Origin of the sequence: Ochrobactrum sp. SSR, assembly GCF_030067775.1 — a bacterium.
GTDB lineage: Bacteria > Pseudomonadota > Alphaproteobacteria > Rhizobiales > Rhizobiaceae > Brucella > Brucella teleogrylli.
The window spans coordinates 1,815,529-1,834,814 of the sequence record NZ_CP125969.1 but is presented as its reverse complement, the minus strand read 5'-3'; the positions used below and the strand labels follow the sequence as shown (position 1 = coordinate 1,834,814).

The following is a 19,286-nucleotide window of genomic DNA, read 5'->3' as shown; positions in this document are numbered from 1 at the left end:
AAAGCATGACGAAAGCCTATTGGATCGCCCGCGTGGATGTTCGCGACCCGGAACGCTACAAGGATTATGTGTCCACAGCCAAACCCGCCTTCGAACGCTATGGCGCGAATTTCATTGCGCGCGGCGGCAAGGTGGAAGCCGTCGAAGGACAAGGACGTGCGCGCAATGTCATCATCGAGTTCGAGACCATGCAGCACGCGCTCGATTGCTACAACTCGCCGGAATATCAGGCGGCGAAAGCTATTCGCCAGACCGTAGCGGATGGTGAGATCGTCATTGTCGAGGGTATCTGACACCACAATGAAAAAGGCCTCGGAAGGGGCCTTTATCTTTTAGAGCGCTACCGGCGGGTCATGCCGCCCCGCCAATGTGAGATCAAGCAGCAGCACCTTTCCGGCATGGGGATCGGCGTTACGAGCCTCGTCGTTCATGCCTTCATGGGCGCTGGTCACGATCATCACCGCCGCATCCGGGCCGACAAAGGCCGGGCAGGACGGCTGGCTTACAGGCAGTTCTATCGATCGGATCAGGCGACCTTGTGGTGAATAGGCGTGAAGCGCTTTTCCGCCCCAGCAGGCGTTCCAGACGGTGCCTTCCGCATCCACGACTGATCCGTCAACGCCGCCTTCATCGACACGGTGATGAAAGACGCTCTTTTCCGAAACCGGCAGCCCCGTTTCAGGATCGGTATCGACACGCCAGATGATATTGCGGTCGGTATCGGCGAAATAGGCGATCTTTCCATCCGGCGAAAAGCAGATCGAATTGGTGATCGTGATGCCGGAAAAGAGCTTCTTCACCTGGCCTTCGCGATACCACCAGATGGAACCGGCATCCTTCTCGGCCTTACGGCCCATGGTGCCGATCCAGAATGCGCCGGAGGGGTGGACGCGCGCATCATTGGAGCGCGTCACCGGATTGTCGGCTTCCAGCGGATGATGCATCGTCAGACGACCATTGGCGCGCTCGCGGATGAACAGCCCGTGTTCGCTGACCAGAAGCTGGCGCTCGCGGTCGATGACGGCAAGGGCGCTGGCTTTCATGCCGAGGTCATGGACCTCCATTGCCCCGCTTTCCCAGTTTCGCTCGATGAGTTTGTGCCCGAGAATATCGAACCACCAGACATGGCCTGTCAGCGGATCGTAACCCGGGCCTTCGCCCAGTTCTGCGATATGGTCGGCGAATATGACAGTTTTGACGGACGTCACCTTTTCCTCCCGAAAAGTATCATTCAACCGCTGTGTCTAGAGCATTTTCCCGCCAAATGAAAAGCTTCGGCATGGCATAAATGCGGCAATTCAGCGCCAGCCAAGCGCCGGAGCGACATGTTTCAAAATCGCTTCGATGACATGGGCATTATAGTCGACGCCAAGCTGGTTGGGGACGGTCAGAAGCAGGGTGTCTGCCTCGGCAATCGCTTCGTCCTGCGCCAGTTCCTTGATGAGGTCTTCCGGCTCCGCGGCATAGGAGCGACCGAAGATCGCCCGCGTATTCTCATCGATGTAGCCGATGCTGTCCTGCTCCTTGCCGCCAGCGCCGAAATAGGCACGGTCGCGGTCATCGACAAGCGCGAAGACGCTGCGGCTCACCGAAACGCGCGGCGTGCGGCTGTGGCCCGCTTCCTTCCAGGCTTCGCGATAGGCGCGTATCTGCTTTGCCTGCTGGATATGGAACGGCTCGCCCGTCTCGTCGTCTTTCAGCGTGGAGCTTTGCAGGTTCATGCCGAGCTTGGCTGCCCAGACCGCGGTGGCGTTCGACCCTGCGCCCCACCAGATGCGGTCGATCAATCCTTCCGAATACGGCTCAAGGCGCAACAGGCCGGGCGGGTTGGGGAACATCGGGCGCGGATTGGGTTGCGCAAAGCCTTCGCCTTTCAATGTGCGCAAAAACACTTCCGCATGTTTGCGGCCCATATCGGCATCCGTCTGGCCTTCTTCCGGCGCGTAGCCGAAATAGCGCCAGCCGTCGATCACCTGTTCGGGCGATCCGCGGCTGATACCAAGCTGCAAGCGTCCGCCAGCGATCAGGTCGGCAGCGCCTGCATCTTCCGCCATGTAAAGCGGGTTTTCATAACGCATATCGATGACGCCGGTGCCGATCTCGATCTTGCTGGTCTTGGCGCCGACCGCCGCCAGAAGCGGGAAAGGCGAGGCGAGCTGGCGCGCAAAATGGTGCACGCGGAAATAGGCGCCATCGGCCCCCAGTTCTTCAGCGGCTACTGCCAGATCTATCGATTGCAGCAGCGTATCGGCAGCCGAACGGGTTTGCGACTGCGGGGAGGGCGACCAATGGCCGAACGAGAGAAAGCCAATCTTTTTCATGAGGTTCTCTTGATTCTAGGGGTATCTATTTGTGATCCATCATATGGGGAGGGTTGCCTCGTTTGGAAGTGAGGCCCCATGGCAAACACTTTTTTGTGTTTTGTGGACGCCGGAAAGCCTGAATTGGCACGGTTTCGGCGGCAGAAAGGCACTATATCGCCGGTGCATTCCGTTTTAAATTTCCCGCAACTTCGAATCGCGAGGAAATCATGGCTCTCAAAGTCGCGGTCCAGATGGACCATATCAGCACGATCAACATCACGGGCGACACAACGTTCGCTCTTTCGCTGGAGGCGCAGAAGCGCGGCCACGAGCTTTATCATTATACGCCTGACCGCCTGTCGATGCGCGACGGCGTCGTTTCGGCGCGCCTCGAAAAACTGGAAGTGCGCGACGTCAAAGGCGATCACTTCACGCTGGGCGTACCTGAGCGCCGCGACATGCTGGAAATGGATGTGGTGCTGCTGCGTCAGGACCCGCCTTTCGACATGAACTACATCACCAACACGCATCTTCTGGAGCGCATCCATCCGAAGACCCTGGTGGTCAACGATCCGGCCTGGGTGCGCAATAGCCCCGAAAAGATCTTCGTCACCGAATTTCCCGACCTGATGCCGGAAACGCTCATCACCAAGGACCCGCAGGAAGTCATGGATTTCCGCCGCGAATTTGGCGACATTATCCTCAAGCCGCTCTATGGCAATGGCGGCGCGGGCGTGTTTCATCTGGCCGATGGTGATCGTAACCTCACTTCGCTGCTCGAAATGTTCGGCCAGCTTTTCCGCGAGCCGTTCATCGCCCAGCGCTATTTGAAAGACGTGCGCGCAGGCGACAAGCGCATCATCCTGATCGACGGCGAGCCGGTCGGTGCGCTCAACCGCGTGCCGTCAGAAACCGATGCGCGCTCCAACATGCATGTCGGCGGCAGGCCCGAACAGAGCAAGCTCACGGCGCGCGAACGTGAAATCTGCGCACGCATCGGACCGTCCCTGCGGGAGCGCGGTTTCATTCTGGTCGGCATCGACGTTATCGGCGACTACATGACCGAGATCAACGTCACCTCGCCGACCGGCATTCGCGAGATCGAGCGTTTTGACGGCACCAATATTGCTGCTCTGTTCTGGGACGCAGTGGAAGCAAAGCGGTAATAGACAACACCGGCCCCCGCAAATCCGTGGCGCCGATGTTTCGACTGCGAACCACCAGTATAGTGAAACGGGTCTCCAGCAATGGGGCCCGTTTCTTTTTCGCCAGACATGCGCTTCGTCTGGCTATAGGATTGAGCAGACTTGCAAAATCAAAGTGACTGCGCCGCTTGCACCCCCTGTACGATTTTGGGACACACCGTCCAACAAATTTAGAACACCCTAATTTATAATATTGCCAATCCCGTTCTTTAGTGCAGAATTCGGTCTATTCAGTTATTTGCGAATAGTATTCGAGGGGACCTTGATGCGTCATTCGACTGAGAACAGAAAAAGTCACGCCTTTCCGTTACTGCGCCTTACCGCCCCTCAGTTCAAAATGCCGATACCGGTCATCGGGGTTCTTCTTCTCTTCCCCTATACAGAAACGGCGCTTGCCGATTGTACGCCTGCCTCGCCTGCATCGGGCGATACGGTTGTCTGTAACGGTAATCCGAGCGGGTTCAGCACCAGCGGGCTTGGCAGCCTCAATGTCGTGATCGAGCAGAACACCAATCTGAATGGCCCATTCACGGCCAGCAGCATGGGCGCGCTGACGGTCGATCATTCGGGCAATGCGCAGAGCGTTGCCATAAACGATGCGACCAGCCTCGTTTTCGACAATCGCGGCACGATCAATGGCGGCCTGACTGTGAGCGGCAACGGCACCTATGTGGTCCATAATTATGCCAATTCGCATATCAATTCGGCGTTCAGCTTCACCGGCAACAGCACGAACATCATCACCAATGATGGCACGTTGAACAATGGCGTCACCATCAATGGCGATGGCGCGACCAATATCACCAACACCACCGGCGCATTCTTCAATAACGGCATTTTCGTCAATGGCGCCAGCCAGACCTTCGTGGAAAATTACGGCACGATCCAGAGCACGATTGCGCTTGGTTCCGGCAACGACACGATCATCAATTATGATCCCGGCCAGATCAATGGCAGCGTTTCGCAAGGGGCTGGCGACGATCTTTTCGACATGCGCGGCGGTCGTGTCAGTGCGACGGTCAATCAGGATGACGGCAATGACCGGTTCCTCTTGTCCGGTGGCGAAGTCACCGGTTCGCTGATGGCGGGCAATGGCGCTGATTACATGCTCTGGACGGGCGGTCTGATCGGCGGCATCGACATGGGCGCGGACAATGATGTCGCGGTGTTTCAGGGGCTGACCGATACGCAGCTGAAAAGCATCCAGATCAATGGCGGCCTCGGCACAGATCGTCTGACCTGGCAGAACACCAAGGGCAGCAATCCGCAGCGTCTGATCAACTGGGAGCTTATCGAGCTTCAGAATGCGTCGGAGCTGACGATGAACAGCAATCTGACGCTTGGCGACAGCGGCACCGCTACCGGCACGCTCACCATCGATTCGAGCAGCTATCTTCGCGCTGGCAGCGGCAGCTGGACCATCAGCCCGGCGGTGGGTGGCAGTCTCACACAGGTGGTGAATGCAGGCGTGATCGATCTCACCAATGGCTCCAATTCCACATCGGACAGCCTCACCATCGTCGGCAATTATCAGGGGAATTCGGGCCAGCTCTGGCTGAACACGGTTCTGGCCAGCGACAATGCGCCGTCCGACAAATTGGTCATTTCGAACGGCACGACGACCGGCTCCACCGGCATCGTGGTGACCAATGTCGGCGGTACGGGTGCGCAAACCCAGCAGAACGGTATCCTTGTGGTGGAGGCGATCAATGGAGCGACCACGGGCGAAGGTACGTTTAACCTCGCGCGGCGCGCTTCCGCCGGTATTTACGAATACCAGCTGGTGCAAGGCGGTGTGACGGCGGGAACCGAGAACAATTGGTATCTGCGCAACAATTTCGACGGCATCGACGCAACCAATCCTGATTTGCCGATTTGGTTATTGCCCGGCCCTGACGATGGCGATGATGACGACGACGGCAATGGCAACACAGGTGGCGGCTCTGGCGGTGGTTCCGGAGGTGGTACAGGCGGCGGCTCTGGCGGCGGCACGGGTGGCGGCAGCGGCGGTGGGACCGGAGGCGGTTCGGGCGGTGGCGACGATGGCGGCAGCATCACGCTGGTTCGTCCCGAAGTTCCGATCCTGGGCGCAACGCCAACCGTCGTGCGCGGGTTGTTGCGCGTGGCGCTCGGCACATTCCACGAACGGCACGGCGAACAGTCCTGGTTCGGTGATGAAGCAAACAAGCATGTCATCTGGGGCCGCATGTTCGGCGATCAATATCGCCAGAATCTCAGCACCTTCGCAGATCAGCGCTACAAGGGTAACCAGTGGGGCATGCAGTTCGGCGTGCCGGTCTATCGTGCCGAACATGATGACGGTCAGCTCGATACGCTCGGCCTGATGGCTGGCTATGCGCGCGGCTGGGGCGATATGCGCGCCAGAAACATCTATGGCAATAATATCGAGATCGGCAATATCGATGTCGATGCTTACAGCCTCGGCGCTTACTGGACCCATACCTGGGAAAACGAAGCTTATATCGACGCCATCGTCATGCATTCATGGCTCAGCATCGATACGGAATCGGTCGCAGATTATAGTTCCAGCTTCCATGGCAAGGAATGGACGGCCTCTCTCGAAGCGGGCAAGAAATTCGCGATCAGCGAAAAATGGGTGATCGAACCGCAGGCGCAGATCTATTGGCAGTATCAGAATTTCGATGAGGCTAACGATCCCGGCGGCACCATCCGTTACGACAATAACGATAGCTGGACAGGCCGTGTCGGCGCGCGCCTGCAAGGCAATTACACGATCAACGAGCGGCCGTTCAATCCGTTTGTGCTGGCCAATGTCTGGCATCAGTTCAAGGCGAGCGATACGATCTATTTCAACAATGACAGGCTTCGTCCGTCCTGGGAGGAAACCAGCCTTGAACTCGGTGCCGGTTTCACGACCAAGGTTGCCGACAATACCTCGCTCTACGCCAATGCATCCTATGAGTTCAACCTCGGCGGCGAGCGCTTCAGGCTTCTTTCCGGTCGTATAGGCGCACGCGTTTCCTGGTAAATTCAGGCCTCGCCGGCGACACAGCGTTCTTGATCTGTTTCGGGAAAAATGCTTAAATCCTCTGGTTGTATTTAAGCATTCTCTCACTTTAGAGATGTGCTGCGTGGCGAGTGGGGGCTTATGGTCGCGCGGGTTGGAACGGTTGCCTTTCAGGGCATAGAAGCGGTGCCTGTCGATGTGCAGGTCATGGTCGCGCCGGGCAAGATGGGCATGTCGATATATGGGCTAATTAAATTCAAATGTTTACACTAAATTGCCGTCCCTTGGAACGTAGAATTAGCCGATCATTGGCGGGATGATGCGAGTTTTGAAAGTGAAATTAATTCGTCTATCCATGCATCGTCCAGCTTTTCCGCATGAAGGATAAGGCTCCGAAGCTTCAGACGGCGCTCCGATTTGGTATGCTCAGACATTTCATCCGACCAACCGAAGAAATAATTTGGTTCAATTTCCAACGAGTTACAGAGTGAAAGGACTGCGTCATAAGACGGCTTGTTTACGCCAGATTCCAATTTACTGAGCGTGATCGTTGATAGTCCGGACTTCAACGCCAATTCGTCCTGCGTTAATCCGAAATATTTTCTCGCAGTTTTGAGGCGTTCGCCAAAGCTTCGCGCGGTTGTTGTCGTGGAGCGGGTACTCGTCATTCATATCTGATGAGACAAGAAACTACGCAAAAGAATATCCAGAGGTATAATATTTTAGTTGAAACAAGTCTAATTATATAATAATTTCCAAAAACTTATCCATTGGTATGAGTTTCAGGTGGTTTCCCTCTATATTTTTTTGAGGAGAGAACCGATTTGTCTTGAGAAAGGGAATGATAGTGAAATCAGGAGTGACAGCATTCTTGTTGTGGTGTTGCGGCTTCGTTGGACTATGCGGACTTCACCGCTTCTACCTGGGTAGACCGTGGACAGGCTTGCTTTGGCTTTGTACTCTCGGTTTGCTGGGAATTGGCCAACTGATCGACCTGTTCATGCTAGGCTCAATGGTCCGTCAAGCTAATTTACTGAACGGGTTAGCGCGTGCTTCAGCGAATGTTTCCAATCACAACGTCGTTGCTCCGGTGATTCACGTTAACGTCGATCCTACAAAGCTGTCGTCCTGATATAGGAGTTAGGAGTGCTAAACTCCGTCAAAACCAACCGTGAATTGTCTTCAAACATCCTGAAAACAAGAATCTGGAATGGTTTGGGGCTTTCCATGCTGGTACTTCTCGTGGGTGCAGCAGAGACACCCGTTCCGGTGGAATCGGAGAGGTCCAGTTTAGGGAAGAGAGCCGATCAAATCTTAAGCGAGAACAAGGCGTGCATTGCTATAGATGATGGATGCATTACTTGCTCTTTGAGCGGTCGTGAGTTGGTTTGTTCAACCCCTAGAATCGCGTGCGTTCCTCATGAGATGAAATGCACGCTGACATCGAGTGGTCACGTTGGCGGAGCGGCGTACAAATGAGAAATCCCTTAGTTCACACAGTCTGCCTGACGTCGATATTCGTCGGTCATCTGTCCGTAGCTTACGCCGAAAAGTTGCGTTTAGATAAGCTGGATAGAGAAACCGAGGTTTATCTTCAACGAGGACTGAACGACGCAGATTCCAGATGCCTCACGTACATCCTCGAGAAATTACGGAAAGAAGATACCAAACAGTGGTACATCAGCTTTGAGGAACCTGATCAAGTTGGCGTTGCATTTGGTGCGGCTGATTCTGATTCGAGTTACTCATGCGAAAATGGTCAACTAGTAAGCTATGAGATCGGTGAAAAAGAGATAATCAAAAGCTTCAAATAGCCGTCGATGGCAGCTTACCCTTACTTCCCACCTCAAGTATCACAATGAGAACTGTACTCAGGCAATATTCTGATGTCGGATGCTATGTCCGCTCCGTGGGTGTTAAAAGGTATGAATTTCGCCGTATATGTTGCAATTCTTGAAGGGGCATCAGCGGTTGGGTCATATGAAGTGATACGTTCGATATGTACATCCCGAAAATCGAAGTTCTCTGAAGTATCACTTTCTAATAAATTTGATATATATTGATCTAAATTGATATTGATAACAGGGTTTGATATCCAGATAGAGTGTACATGGAGGTTGATAATATCACCGCTGTATGACCAGAACTTGGTATTGTTTACATCTGAACACATTATTACTAGCGGTGAACCGCTAGTATTTTTCATGAAGTTACGCCCTAACGCCTCTCGGCATATTAAGTTGTACAGGAATCTTACGTTCTTGAAGTTTCTCTCATTGATCTGGTGGTGAGATGACGGAAGTAATTGATATTTACGTACCATCTTCTGAATTTCAAAATTGAATGTTATGTAGTATCCGTATCTATAAACGAAATCTTTTGGATTGATTTTCATATTATTTTCAATGTAGTAATTTGCATAATGAAAAATTGTATCATCTATCCATTTAGCGTATTCATTTAGTAAATCAATATTATTCAAATTATTTCTCCTTATCAAATAGTAATTTAAATCCCCTGCCTGAGAAAAAGGAGAGGGTGTAAAATGGTATAATCATAGGCATATAGGCGAAGGTATTTACACAACGGGTAAGCCTGCTGATATTGTTTCGTGAAGTATTTATTCTCCACGAACATTAAGGAGACCGGATTATGATTTTTTTTCTGATTTTTCTACCGGCATCTAAGATGATGTCGTGGCGGTCAGTAACCTGTCTGGCAGATTAAGACCAAATGACCGGTATCGTGCGTGAAGTGTTTAGGGAAACAAGAACCGCAATCGCGGGGCTCGCTGAAGCATTTCTTTTTGGCATCGATGACGGCGACAGGTACGAACAACAACAATCAGAAGTTCACTGGCGATCAGCCGTTCCGACAAATTCCAGTCAGTTACCTTGATGGAACAGACATACCTGACGATTTAGATCTATGACGATGGCGGCGCTGTTAGGCTCTCCAGAGGCATGATTGGTACGTTGGCGATGGCGCCGAGTCAGTTGAAAGACACGGGATGTCTGTATCAGTCAATTCACAGGTTTGAATGCACGATTTATTTTGGTGGGCTGTGGTCAACCTCCATCATCCGATTGACGTTGAAGACGGCTGAATGCGCCTTCCGGGAAAACACATTGAACACCTGACCTGCACTCAAATCTGGCGGTACGGTTTCCCTATTATCCGTGTCATTGCGACTGCACTTTTGCGCGACCGAATCCACGCTCAGCAAATCCGGCCCGACCACACCGGCGAGCAATTTGAATGCGTGTGTCCAGCACCGTCCATTCGTAGGCTCCAGCAACATCGAATTGACGAGATGTGGCAGATCGGAAAGACCGATCTTGGTCTTAACGGTGATTTCGTTTTTGCGGATCGTCGCCAGCACGCCGAAAGCGCGAACTACGTCCTATGATGACACCAGTTCTTCCCAGCGCGTCCCGCCAACCTTGTCAGCGACGGCTGATCAGCAGCCCGCCCTCTGCAAATATCGCCTCGACTGTCAGTCCACCGATTCTCATGAACTGATGATATGTCAGACGTGAACACCTGGTAAGCAAATTGCCGTGGAAGCGACGGACAGGACGACGTTTGGGATTATTGCGCCTAGACAGCACCCTCCGGTGAATCCTCTGATATAGCGAGACCGTCTCCTAATTTGTTTTGCAAGATGTGCGCTGTAATACAACGCTTACTTGGCAAGGGTTTTGCTATGCGTCCCGTCCTACCAGATCAAACATCTCGGCCAACATCGGGGTTGTTGGATCAATTGCAGGCTCAAAAACGGATTACTTGTTGACTCGCTCAGGCGTGGGTTCCTAATTTGTTCATGGATACAAGAGAACATGATTCCGGATATGTTGTGCCGCCTGAACAACCTACATTCAATTCCCATACGAGGTTGAACCGGTAACATCCTTAATCGGCTATATTGTTGCTCAAGCTGTGCGGTAATTGGGGGGCTTGGTTTGTCGGAACTACACCAGAAGATTGGATCAATTTGGAAGCGGTGGGACTTACATCTGCATGCGCCGGGCACGAAGCTGTCTGACAATTACGGCGGAGCTTCGGACGAGATCCTAAAACGTTATGTTGATGAACTCGAAGCCTCTGCTGTAGAGGCTTTCGGAATTACCGACTATTTTTCTTTCGACGGTTACTTCGCCGTTCTTGATGCCTATAGGAAACACTATCCCGAGGGCAAGAAACTCTTCATACCAAATATTGAGTTCCGTCTCACCGAGACCATCAGTTCCGATGGACGGAATGTCCACACCCACGTCCTCATTGATCCGGTCGCAGCTACACCGGACAAGCTAGCCACCCTCTTAAGCGACCTTTATACCCACAAAACGCGGAACGGGGTGCAATTGCGCTGTCGCGAGCTAAGCTCCAAAGAGGACCATGAACAGGCCACGGTCAGTATTGCCGACCTTAAAGCCGCTCTAAAACAGGTTTTTCCCGACGAGGCAGCCTACATCATCGTCACAGCGGCAAGTAACGACGGACTTCGCGGCGTTGATAGTAAATCACCCCGAAGCATGTCGATTTCCGACGAGCTCGATAAGGCAAGCCATGCGTTCTTCGGGGCCGCGAAGAACACCCACCATTTCTTGAAATCCAACCGATACGAGGACAAATCCGAGAGCCAGAAAAAGCCGGTCTATTGCGGCTCCGATGCGCACTCGTTTGACGATCTTTCCCGCCTGTCCGGGGACGAGGCAGGCTTCGAGCCGACTTGGATTAAAGCCGACTTGACGTTTCGGGGGCTGCGTCAAACGCTTTTCGAACCGAAGGGGCGCGTTCATATCGGAGAGCGTCCGACGGTATTGAGACGACTTGATCAGGATGCGACCCGCTTCATCGCTGGACTCAAAATCAATCAGGTATCCGGTTATCGCGGAAATAACGGGTCGTGGTTCGAGAACGTGGATATTCCTTTCAATCCCGAGCTTACTGCGATCATCGGTAACAAGGGCAGCGGCAAGAGCGCAATTGCCGACATAATCGGGCTGCTTGGCGAGTCTCGACAGTTCGATCATTTCTCTTTCTTGACGGATGACACGCGAAACAGGAAATTCAGGCAGAAGGGCTACGCGGAGAATTTTATCGGTGAGCTGATTTGGGCAAGCGGTGCAAAGCCGACAAAAAAGCTGGATGCGGATGTCGATACTCTCAAACCCGAATCCATAAAATATTTGCCGCAAAATTACTTCGAGAGCCTTACCAACGAAATTGAGGTCAAGGCTTTCCGACGAAAAATAGAAGAGGTCGTGTTCTCTCATGTCGATGAGTCCGACCGAATGGGAAAGTCCACTTTTGCCGAGCTGGAAGAACTTAAAACCAGCCAGAGCAAGAGCGATATAAGTGCGCTCAAGGTTAGGCTTCGTGAGTTAAACATCGAAATTGTCGAACTGGAGAAGCAGGCTGATCCGGCCACAAAGACGCGTCTGACCGAAGAGCTGAATCAGAAACGCGAAGAATACCGTGTTCTCGAAGGGTCGAAACCCAAGGAAGAGCCAAAGCCCCAAGAGGAAACGCCCGAGCAACAAGCCGTAACCCGACAGATTGAAGAAACGAGAAGGATGCAGGCGGAGATCCAAGAACGAGGTAAAATCGCCGTAGAGCGCTTGTCGGCGCTCAAAATGGATATTGTCGATCTTGGTGCGCTCACGGAAGCTGTCGCAGCGATTGACGCGCAAGTCAAGGAAGGCAAAGAGGAGCTCAGGGCTTCATGCGCAAAGTTTGGCTTTGACATCGACACCATTGTTTCACATCGCATCGATACACGGTCAATCGAAGCCAAAATCACAGCGCTCAAGGCTGAGGTGAAAGCGCTCGATCTGGCCAGCAAGATGCCTGTCTCCGGCGAAACCGATTTGGCGGCGCTATCGAGCGTGCCCGATCTTCGGGCCGCGTACCAATTTCTGGCAGACAAGCTGAAAACGCTGCAAGAGACGCTATCCGCGCCGCAACGCAGATATCAGCGGTACGTGCAGGCGCTGACCGATGTGCAGTCGAAAATGGTTGCTGTTATGGGTGAAGACGAAGGCCCTAAGCCCGGCACGATCAAAGATATAGAGCGCCGTATTCGTTATATCGATGAAGAACTGCAGGTAAGGCTTCACGAGCGATACGAGGACCGCGAGAAAATTTCCCGGTCTATTTTTGAAGCAAAAACGAAGGTCCGCTCTTTTTATGAAAACCTCAAGACGAGCGTTGAAGAAAGGTTAGCTGAGGTAAATTCCGATGCGTTCATGGTGACGATTGATGCATCTTTCGTACCCTCACACGATTTTGCGAACAATTTTTTCGAACTTGTTAATCAAGTAGCGAGCGGCCGTTTTCGCGGCGCGGCACAAGGTCAGGCTGAGCTCGATTCGCGTATTGCGGATGTAGATTGGAACGATGTCGAAAGCATTCTAGCCTTTGCCAAAGGCGTTGTTTCTTCGATCTTCGAGGAAGATGTAAGCAAGCAGGTTAAGGACCTAAAGCGTCTATACGATCTGCTGTTCTCTTTTGAATACTTCGATGCGCGGTACGAGCTCCGCCTCGGTGGAAAAAATCTCAATCAGCTATCTCCGGGCGAAAAGGGCTTGTTGCTATTGGTGTTTTATCTTCATCTCGACATGGAGAAAACTCCGCTGATTATCGACCAACCAGAAGACAATCTTGATAATGACAGCATATTTTCCGTTCTGGCGAACTGCATCCGCGTAGCCAAGAAAACACGGCAGGTGATTTTGGTCACGCATAACCCCAACCTTGCCGTTGGAGCTGATGCGGAGCAGGTGCTTTATGTGACTCTGAATAAAGCAGCAAACTACAAATTTACGTACGAATCCGGGTCCATCGAGAATCCGCGCATAAACGATTTCATCGTGAAGATTCTTGAAGGCTCAAAGCCAGCATTCGTACAACGCCGCCTCGCTTACCAAATTAAGTAGTTCTCCACTTGATGGATGGCCTTTAAGCTATTGTAACCGATTTCTAGTGGTAGCGCTCCATGGGGGCGGCCAAGGCGTAGCCCAATTCTGTCCCATTGGAGGCCCTCCAGCCAGCAGTGAAGCGGATAGTTTAAACATTGAGAATGGGCTCAGGAGCCGACATTCCCTGAGACAGGCAAGGGTATGCGAAGGTATTTACACGACGGGTAAGCCTGCTGATATCGTTTCGTGAAGTATTTAGTCTGACGTTCCGTAACCTGTGCGGGAGGCTATAACCGAATGGCCAGTGTCGTGAGGAGAGTGATTGGAGCAACAGGAGTTACAATCGCAGGGCTCGCTGGCTCATTTCGTCTAGCATCGACGACGGCGGGAGGGACGGACACCCCAAAAGTTCACTGCCGGATTCGGAAGCGCTGTACGGATTACTGGGCAAAGGCGATCAGGCGTTCCGTCAAATTCTGCTCTGACCCAATTGCAGCCATTACCGTACAATTCAAGGGCACTCCCGGGAGGCCATTCCGCTTCTTTTTTTTCTGCTGGAAAGACCATGATGTAGTGGAAAGCCGACAGTCCGCTTTGGCGTAGCGAATCAACGGAAATATCTTATAACGCGAGTCTTGGTATAAATTATCAAACGGGAGCGAAGCATTTTATGACACTGGCACAGACGCTAGCCAAGGCTCGCACCGAGGAAGACGTGAAGGACGCCTATATCTCGGCCTTGGGGCTCAAGGGTGTTTCCAAGAACCTTGTCGATATTCAAACGCAGGAGGTCTGGTTCGAAGCAAAGGCGGTTTCTACACCGCCAATAGTTATGTTCGCACAACTGATGTTTTATATCCGTGCCGCGAAGAAGCGGGGCGAGCCGATTCCCGCGTTCCTGACTGTGATCGACCGCGAAAAAGCAGCGATCATGCCGACCGAGAAGGCACTGCCTTTGCTAGACGATAAGAGTATTGTGTGGCCAAAATCGGGGTCGGGCGCCGGCAGAGAGTTGGGCGCGCAGATCGCGCCATACGTCCAGACGCACATCGTCGAATATGAGATCGCGCATGACGAGGCCGCATTTATAACGGCGGTGAAGGACGCGATCAAGAAACGCCGTATTATACGCACACCGATCACGCCCGATAATCTGCGGCAAGTATTCGACCGATGGGTTTCGATGATCGGGCAGGAGCTTGGGGTGAAATCGCAAGCGGATTACGCCGTGCTGTTTTTCGCCGATATTATGCATGACGGACAGCGTGAGACGATAAACAATCTGCCCGCTCGTCTATTGATGACAGCAGCTGGGCCGACTTTCCTACTCAACGCGCAAACCTATGAATTGGCCAACGATCGCGGCTACCGCAATTTTTGGGCCATCTATCATCGGCCGCCCGAGCAGAAGCACCGCCACTATCTGCTTGAAAGGCGCGACAGCCTTCTCCCCATCGATGAGCAAAAATTTAAGGGTGCGTATTACACTCCGCTGCACATCGTCGACAAAGCCTACGATCAGCTCCGTGCGACGCTGGGCGAGAAATGGCAGGATCGCTATATAGTGTGGGACATGTGTGCGGGAGTGGGCAATCTCGAGGCGAAGCACAGCAACCTGCGCAATGTGTTCATGTCCACGCTCGACCAAGCCGATGTGACGATCATGAGATCGAACCCGGCATTCGCGGGGGCGGAGATTTTCCAGTACGACTATCTCAACGACGATGTCACCGACTTCGGCGAGATTGATTACAGCCTGTCGAACAAACTACCTAAGGCGCTGAGGCAAGCGATTGCCGATGCCAACAAGGGTAAAAAAGGCGCGAAGCCGATTCTGATCTTGATTAATCCTCCTTATGCGGAGAGTGGATCGGGAATCGGCAAGGGCGACGAGAACAAGGTCGGAGTGGAGAAAACGCGCATCAATGAGTGGATGCGCGCAATGAACTTGGGATACGCTAGCAAAGAACTGTTCGTGCAATTCCTAATTCGCATACGACAGGAAATGCCCGACGCAACACTCGCGATGTTCAGCAAGCTGAAGTACGTTAATGCTCCCAATTTCGAAGCGTTTCGAAAGGTTTGGGAAGCGAAGTATCTAGGAGGCTTTGTTGTCCATAGCCGCGCCTTCGAATTAAAGGGTGAATTTCCGATCGGCTTTTTGATATGGGACCAAAGTATAAAGGACCGAATCGGCGACATTACAGCCAATGCGCTTGATAAGGAGGGAACGCTAGTTGCTGAGAAGACTTTTGTTGTTCATCCCGCGTCCTCATTCTTAAACGCATGGATCATAGCCCCGAAGGCTCGGGGAGAATTAGCTCTCCCGCTTTCGAACGCGCTCACGCCGTCAAGAAATCCCCGTAGGAAGCTCTGGTGCGATGGGGCACTAGGATATCTCTTTGCGGGTAACAACGATCTGCAGAACGCCTCGACAGGGACAGTCCTCACTTCGTCCATCTACACCGGCAGGAATGGCGGCGGCACTTACGTAACACCCGACAACTTGTGGCAAGCAGCTATCGTTTTCAGCGTCCGTCGTTTGATCAAGCCCACTTGGCTCAACGATCGCGATCAGTTTCTGCAACCAAGCAAGCCGCTGACCGACGAATTCAAGTCGGACTGCCTCGTCTGGATGCTGTTCAACGGCAGTAATTTGACCGCCGGGACTGATGGCCTTCACTGGAATGATCGAGACTGGAGTCTTGTCAATCACTTCATCCCCTTCAGCGAAGCCGAAGTCGGCGCGAAGGGGAGATTCGAGAGCGACTTTATGGTGCGCTACGTGAAAGGCATCATCTTCTCACCGGAGGCGCGAGCGGTGCTCAAAGAAGGCCGCAAGCTTTGGACTAGCTTCCATGCCACAAGTTTCCCGCGTAAAATTCGCGACGAATTCAAGCTCGGGCGACCAGACGCGGGATGGTATCAGATTCGACGCGCGCTCGCAGCTTATGGTGACACCGAGCTGACCGACTTCGATCCATTTAAGGCAGCCTATGCAGCGCTGACCGGAAAGCTGCGCCCGCAGGTTTATGCTTTCGGATTTCTACCCGAATGAGAATCTTTTCACGCGAAAATAGACAGAACAGGCGTTGCATGACGCGAATAAAGCAACCGGTCGGTTGTCCGCTTTCAGGCGGAGCGGAGTTTACGCCGAACGACTGAATGGGGTTGAAACGGTCATAGACATTATACTAGCTGCGCGGCATCGTCCTCGTCGGTCATACGGAAACCGACTAACCGTTTCGGGTATCGTTGCAGAGAGTAATGCCCGGCGTAGGGATTACTATGTTCCGCAGATTTTACCCAAGCTCAGGCCACGGCTGGGATATCGTTGAGCAAGGGCATAATCAGAATTACTCCGCTTCAGCGCGCAGACTGTTCGGTCGAAACGGGGTGTAGTTGATTTAAAATAGAAGGAAGCCGTACCACTATAACGACGCTGAAGTTTTCCAGCACGATTCCCCGCGTTGCAAGCGCTAGGCAATAAGCTTGAGATGCTTACGCACTACCGCCACTAGAGAAGTTAAAGGCTTCAATGGTGTTTACAACATGGCGTGCCTTGCGGGCAACAACGGCTTGTTCAAGATGGGCAAATCGCATTGTTGTTCGAATATCGGAGTGACCAAGCACAGCCTTGACCTCTTGGATCGACAGTTTGAATAAGGCGTGTAGCATGCATATGGCGAAGCGTGTGAATAGTGCAATCGTAAAAGCCAGATAGGCTACCATCAGCATCAGTCACCAATGGTCAAAAGCAACGATATTTATTCGATTGGCGGGTTCCTGCAATCGGTGATGCCGTGTGCAGCGCAATTCGGCGCGTGTGCGACGTTCTCAAAAATAATCGTCGAATTGATGACGTTCGGACTGACGCAGGGCTTGGAAAAGTTCTGTCCGATCGGTAGTGTGGCAAACATTCCTCACCTTAAACTTGTTTCTCGGAAAGTATATGGTTTCATCGAACCTACAGCAACTTGGCTTGGCGGACCGATGGCCGAGTACCGAAAAAGTGGCGATACTCGTCGGACCTAACGGTTCGGGTAAGAGCCGGTTTCTTCGGGAACTCGTCTTGCAGCTTCGTGGTGAGCGAAGCTTGGCCATTATTTCCAACACAGCACATGACCGATTTTCAGGTTTGAGAGGGCTGAATCGTATCGCCTCGGGCAGAGGCAGCTACACGCCGAAGAACATTGTAAAGCGGGCGCTCGGAAGGACAATCGACCGTCCGGATTCCCGCTTCTATCATATCGGTTCGATACTAGAATACTGTGGTTATCGACCCCGATTTGGTTTTTTTGTGGATGCCGATCCTTATGCTGCGCGAGTAGATCCGGAGGATTATCTCTTCGATCTAAATGACTACGATGCCGTCGTCAGTTTTTTGCGCAGGCATAATCCAGAGGAAATTCTGTGGGTTGACCAAGGGGATTCTGCATATTCGTTCTCTCTTGGTCGTGAGTTTGGGGCAATCTTACGCAGCGAGAGTAGCCTTCGTCGTTCAGGGAGGTTACGGGGAATTCAAGTTTTCCTTCAGCGCAACGACGGTGAAATAATTGAGCTCTTGAACGCCAGTTCTGGCGAACTGTCGTTGATTTCTTCACTTGTATTCCTTGTGAGCTCACTCGGTGAGGATCCGGTTATTGTCATCGATGAGCCAGAGAACAGCTTGCACCCCCGTTGGCAGCGGGAGTATGTCGATAAAATTCTAGCTGCAGCGTCCTATCGCAATGCAACCATTGTTATAGCAACACATGCTCCGCTGATCGTTATCGGCGCCCTTGGGACGGTCCCAGACATGGTATCCGCCTTTCATATCCGAGATGGTTTTCCCAAGGCACTCGATTTGCAGGAAGCTAAGGTTTCTGCTGCTAACGTTGAGGGGGTTCTGTGGCGAGCCTTCGACGTGATCACACCCGCTAGCCATTTCGTCAGTGAGGAAATGGTCGGAATCGTCACTCAAGTCGAACGCGGCGAAATCACCCGCGATAATGCCATAGCTCGCGTTAACGAGATGGCCAGCAACAGCTTTGATAGTCAGCAGCTAAAATTCTTCGACGCAGTTCGCGACCTTATTGGAAAGGTCGATCGCCACATACGCAAGGCCGACAGGAACGATGGTTGATCGGTATTTACCCGCCCTAGCCGATTTTGAGTTGGGTGAAGAGGAAGCTAAGGCAGTCGAAAAGGCGCTGAAAACAGAAAAACCTTGGGACTGGAAACCCGAAGACAGCAGCGAACGACAGGCGCTCAGGGCAGCTAAAGACAGAATCCTTGCATATCATCTTCAAAGGCATGGCGGAAACTGTTGTTATTGCCGAACGAACCTCAACGGTGCAGGGCCATTTATGACCGACCGTGAGCACGTGCTTCCCAAAGGGAAGCCGGTCTACCGACCGTTCAGTTATGCAGTCTGGAACTTAGCTGCCGCTTGCAAGCGCTGCAACATGCAGTTCAAACGCAAAGGCGACGCATTCGTCGTCGATACGACTGACTTCGCGAAATTTCAAGATAGCGAAAACTATCGCTTTATCCATCCTAGCTTCGATGCATACGACGAACATCTGAAGCGGATAGCAGTTCAGGTTGATACCAAGAATATTGTCACTTTCATAAATGTTGAGGGGAGTGTGAAGGCGGTTTATACGCGTGACTTCTTTGGCCTCAACGAACTTCAAGTCGATAGCTTCGATCAGGCTCAAGGCGTCATTGTGGAAAATGCAGAGACGGTCTTTGCCGCTCAAGTGCGAGCCCTCGCGAAGCAATTTGGTCAATAATCTGCAATGCTCCAAGTGAGCTTGTACTGGAGCCATCCGCACCAAAGCCCCAACAATGAATTTTGTCCTTAAACGGAATTTCCGGCGCT

Annotated in this window: 15 protein-coding genes and 1 pseudogene; 10 read left to right on the top strand and 6 right to left on the bottom strand. The window is 52.5% G+C overall.

Translation table 11 applies throughout. The features are described 5' to 3' along the window. Positions 1–5: 5 nt before the first annotated feature. Complete coding sequence (locus QLQ11_RS08630; protein ID WP_283735981.1) at positions 6–293, top strand: DUF1330 domain-containing protein; 288 nt, start codon at positions 6–8, stop codon at positions 291–293. Between the two features lie 39 nt (positions 294–332). On the opposite strand, the gene QLQ11_RS08625 is transcribed toward QLQ11_RS08630, so the two are convergent. Continuing rightward, positions 333–1,208 carry an SMP-30/gluconolactonase/LRE family protein gene (locus QLQ11_RS08625; RefSeq protein ID WP_109370343.1) on the bottom strand — a complete coding sequence of 292 codons (876 nt, stop codon included), beginning with the start codon at positions 1,206–1,208 and terminating at the stop codon, positions 333–335. A gap of 90 nt (positions 1,209–1,298) precedes the next feature. Beyond that, complete coding sequence (locus QLQ11_RS08620; RefSeq protein WP_109370076.1) at positions 1,299–2,321, bottom strand: LLM class flavin-dependent oxidoreductase; 1,023 nt, start codon at positions 2,319–2,321, stop codon at positions 1,299–1,301. A 209-nt stretch (positions 2,322–2,530) separates the two neighbouring features. On the opposite strand from QLQ11_RS08620, the gene gshB reads away from it, so the two are divergent. The 3 genes and pseudogenes from gshB to QLQ11_RS08605 all read left to right on the top strand — a co-directional run. Then, positions 2,531–3,469 (top strand): glutathione synthase, encoded by a 939-nt coding sequence (gshB, locus tag QLQ11_RS08615; protein ID WP_109370077.1) that lies wholly within the window; start codon positions 2,531–2,533, stop codon positions 3,467–3,469. 376 nt (positions 3,470–3,845) lie between these two features. After that, positions 3,846–6,518, top strand: a complete 2,673-nt coding sequence (locus QLQ11_RS08610; RefSeq protein WP_283735982.1) for an autotransporter outer membrane beta-barrel domain-containing protein — start codon at positions 3,846–3,848, stop codon at positions 6,516–6,518. 120 nt (positions 6,519–6,638) lie between these two features. Next, positions 6,639–6,746 (top strand): annotated as a pseudogene (locus QLQ11_RS08605) (ATP-binding protein); the annotation flags it as partial. A 56-nt stretch (positions 6,747–6,802) separates the two neighbouring features. Here QLQ11_RS08605 and QLQ11_RS08600 read toward each other — a convergent pair. Beyond that, positions 6,803–7,165, bottom strand: coding sequence for a helix-turn-helix domain-containing protein (locus QLQ11_RS08600; RefSeq protein ID WP_094540970.1), 363 nt, complete (start codon positions 7,163–7,165; stop codon positions 6,803–6,805). A gap of 173 nt (positions 7,166–7,338) precedes the next feature. Between QLQ11_RS08600 and QLQ11_RS08595 the strand changes: the two genes are divergently transcribed. Together QLQ11_RS08595 and QLQ11_RS08590 are read left to right on the top strand one after the other, a co-directional pair. Next, entirely contained in the window at positions 7,339–7,629 is a 291-nt protein-coding gene (locus QLQ11_RS08595; RefSeq protein ID WP_235818424.1) for a TM2 domain-containing protein, read from the top strand. A gap of 298 nt (positions 7,630–7,927) precedes the next feature. Continuing rightward, positions 7,928–8,311: a hypothetical protein gene (locus QLQ11_RS08590; RefSeq protein WP_283735983.1), complete on the top strand. Its 384-nt coding sequence runs from the start codon at positions 7,928–7,930 to the stop codon at positions 8,309–8,311. Between the two features lie 32 nt (positions 8,312–8,343). Here QLQ11_RS08590 and QLQ11_RS08585 read toward each other — a convergent pair whose 3' ends face one another. After that, positions 8,344–8,979, bottom strand: a complete 636-nt coding sequence (locus QLQ11_RS08585; protein WP_283735984.1) for a hypothetical protein — start codon at positions 8,977–8,979, stop codon at positions 8,344–8,346. Positions 8,980–9,546: 567 nt separating this feature from the next. Continuing rightward, entirely contained in the window at positions 9,547–9,879 is a 333-nt protein-coding gene (locus tag QLQ11_RS08580; protein WP_283735985.1) for a hypothetical protein, read from the bottom strand. A gap of 580 nt (positions 9,880–10,459) precedes the next feature. On the opposite strand from QLQ11_RS08580, the gene QLQ11_RS08575 reads away from it, so the two are divergent. Together QLQ11_RS08575 and QLQ11_RS08570 are read left to right on the top strand one after the other, a co-directional pair. Further along, positions 10,460–13,438 carry a TrlF family AAA-like ATPase gene (locus QLQ11_RS08575; RefSeq protein ID WP_371835859.1) on the top strand — a complete coding sequence of 993 codons (2,979 nt, stop codon included), beginning with the start codon at positions 10,460–10,462 and terminating at the stop codon, positions 13,436–13,438. Between the two features lie 652 nt (positions 13,439–14,090). Next, positions 14,091–16,478, top strand: a complete 2,388-nt coding sequence (locus QLQ11_RS08570; protein ID WP_283735987.1) for a hypothetical protein — start codon at positions 14,091–14,093, stop codon at positions 16,476–16,478. Between the two features lie 443 nt (positions 16,479–16,921). Here QLQ11_RS08570 and QLQ11_RS08565 read toward each other — a convergent pair whose 3' ends face one another. Next, complete coding sequence (locus QLQ11_RS08565) at positions 16,922–17,152, bottom strand: hypothetical protein (RefSeq protein WP_283735988.1); 231 nt, start codon at positions 17,150–17,152, stop codon at positions 16,922–16,924. Positions 17,153–17,372: 220 nt separating this feature from the next. On the opposite strand from QLQ11_RS08565, the gene QLQ11_RS08560 reads away from it, so the two are divergent. Next, positions 17,373–18,545 carry an AAA family ATPase gene (locus QLQ11_RS08560; protein WP_371835858.1) on the top strand — a complete coding sequence of 391 codons (1,173 nt, stop codon included), beginning with the start codon at positions 17,373–17,375 and terminating at the stop codon, positions 18,543–18,545. Then, positions 18,538–19,197 carry an HNH endonuclease gene (locus QLQ11_RS08555; protein WP_371835857.1) on the top strand — a complete coding sequence of 220 codons (660 nt, stop codon included), beginning with the start codon at positions 18,538–18,540 and terminating at the stop codon, positions 19,195–19,197. The genes QLQ11_RS08560 and QLQ11_RS08555 overlap by 8 nt, the downstream gene beginning before the upstream one ends. Positions 19,198–19,286 lie beyond the last annotated feature (89 nt).

Coding starts and splice junctions, on each gene's coding strand:
- QLQ11_RS08630 (WP_283735981.1), top strand. CDS start 6: ATGACGAAAGCCTATTGGATCGCCCGCGTGGATGTTCGCGACCCGGAA.
- QLQ11_RS08620 (WP_109370076.1), bottom strand. CDS start 2,321: ATGAAAAAGATTGGCTTTCTCTCGTTCGGCCATTGGTCGCCCTCCCCG.
- gshB (WP_109370077.1), top strand. CDS start 2,531: ATGGCTCTCAAAGTCGCGGTCCAGATGGACCATATCAGCACGATCAAC.
- QLQ11_RS08610 (WP_283735982.1), top strand. CDS start 3,846: ATGCCGATACCGGTCATCGGGGTTCTTCTTCTCTTCCCCTATACAGAA.
- QLQ11_RS08600 (WP_094540970.1), bottom strand. CDS start 7,165: ATGACGAGTACCCGCTCCACGACAACAACCGCGCGAAGCTTTGGCGAA.
- QLQ11_RS08595 (WP_235818424.1), top strand. CDS start 7,339: ATGATAGTGAAATCAGGAGTGACAGCATTCTTGTTGTGGTGTTGCGGC.
- QLQ11_RS08590 (WP_283735983.1), top strand. CDS start 7,928: ATGCACGCTGACATCGAGTGGTCACGTTGGCGGAGCGGCGTACAAATG.
- QLQ11_RS08570 (WP_283735987.1), top strand. CDS start 14,091: ATGACACTGGCACAGACGCTAGCCAAGGCTCGCACCGAGGAAGACGTG.
- QLQ11_RS08565 (WP_283735988.1), bottom strand. CDS start 17,152: ATGGTAGCCTATCTGGCTTTTACGATTGCACTATTCACACGCTTCGCC.
- QLQ11_RS08560 (WP_371835858.1), top strand. CDS start 17,373: ATGGTTTCATCGAACCTACAGCAACTTGGCTTGGCGGACCGATGGCCG.
- QLQ11_RS08555 (WP_371835857.1), top strand. CDS start 18,538: ATGGTTGATCGGTATTTACCCGCCCTAGCCGATTTTGAGTTGGGTGAA.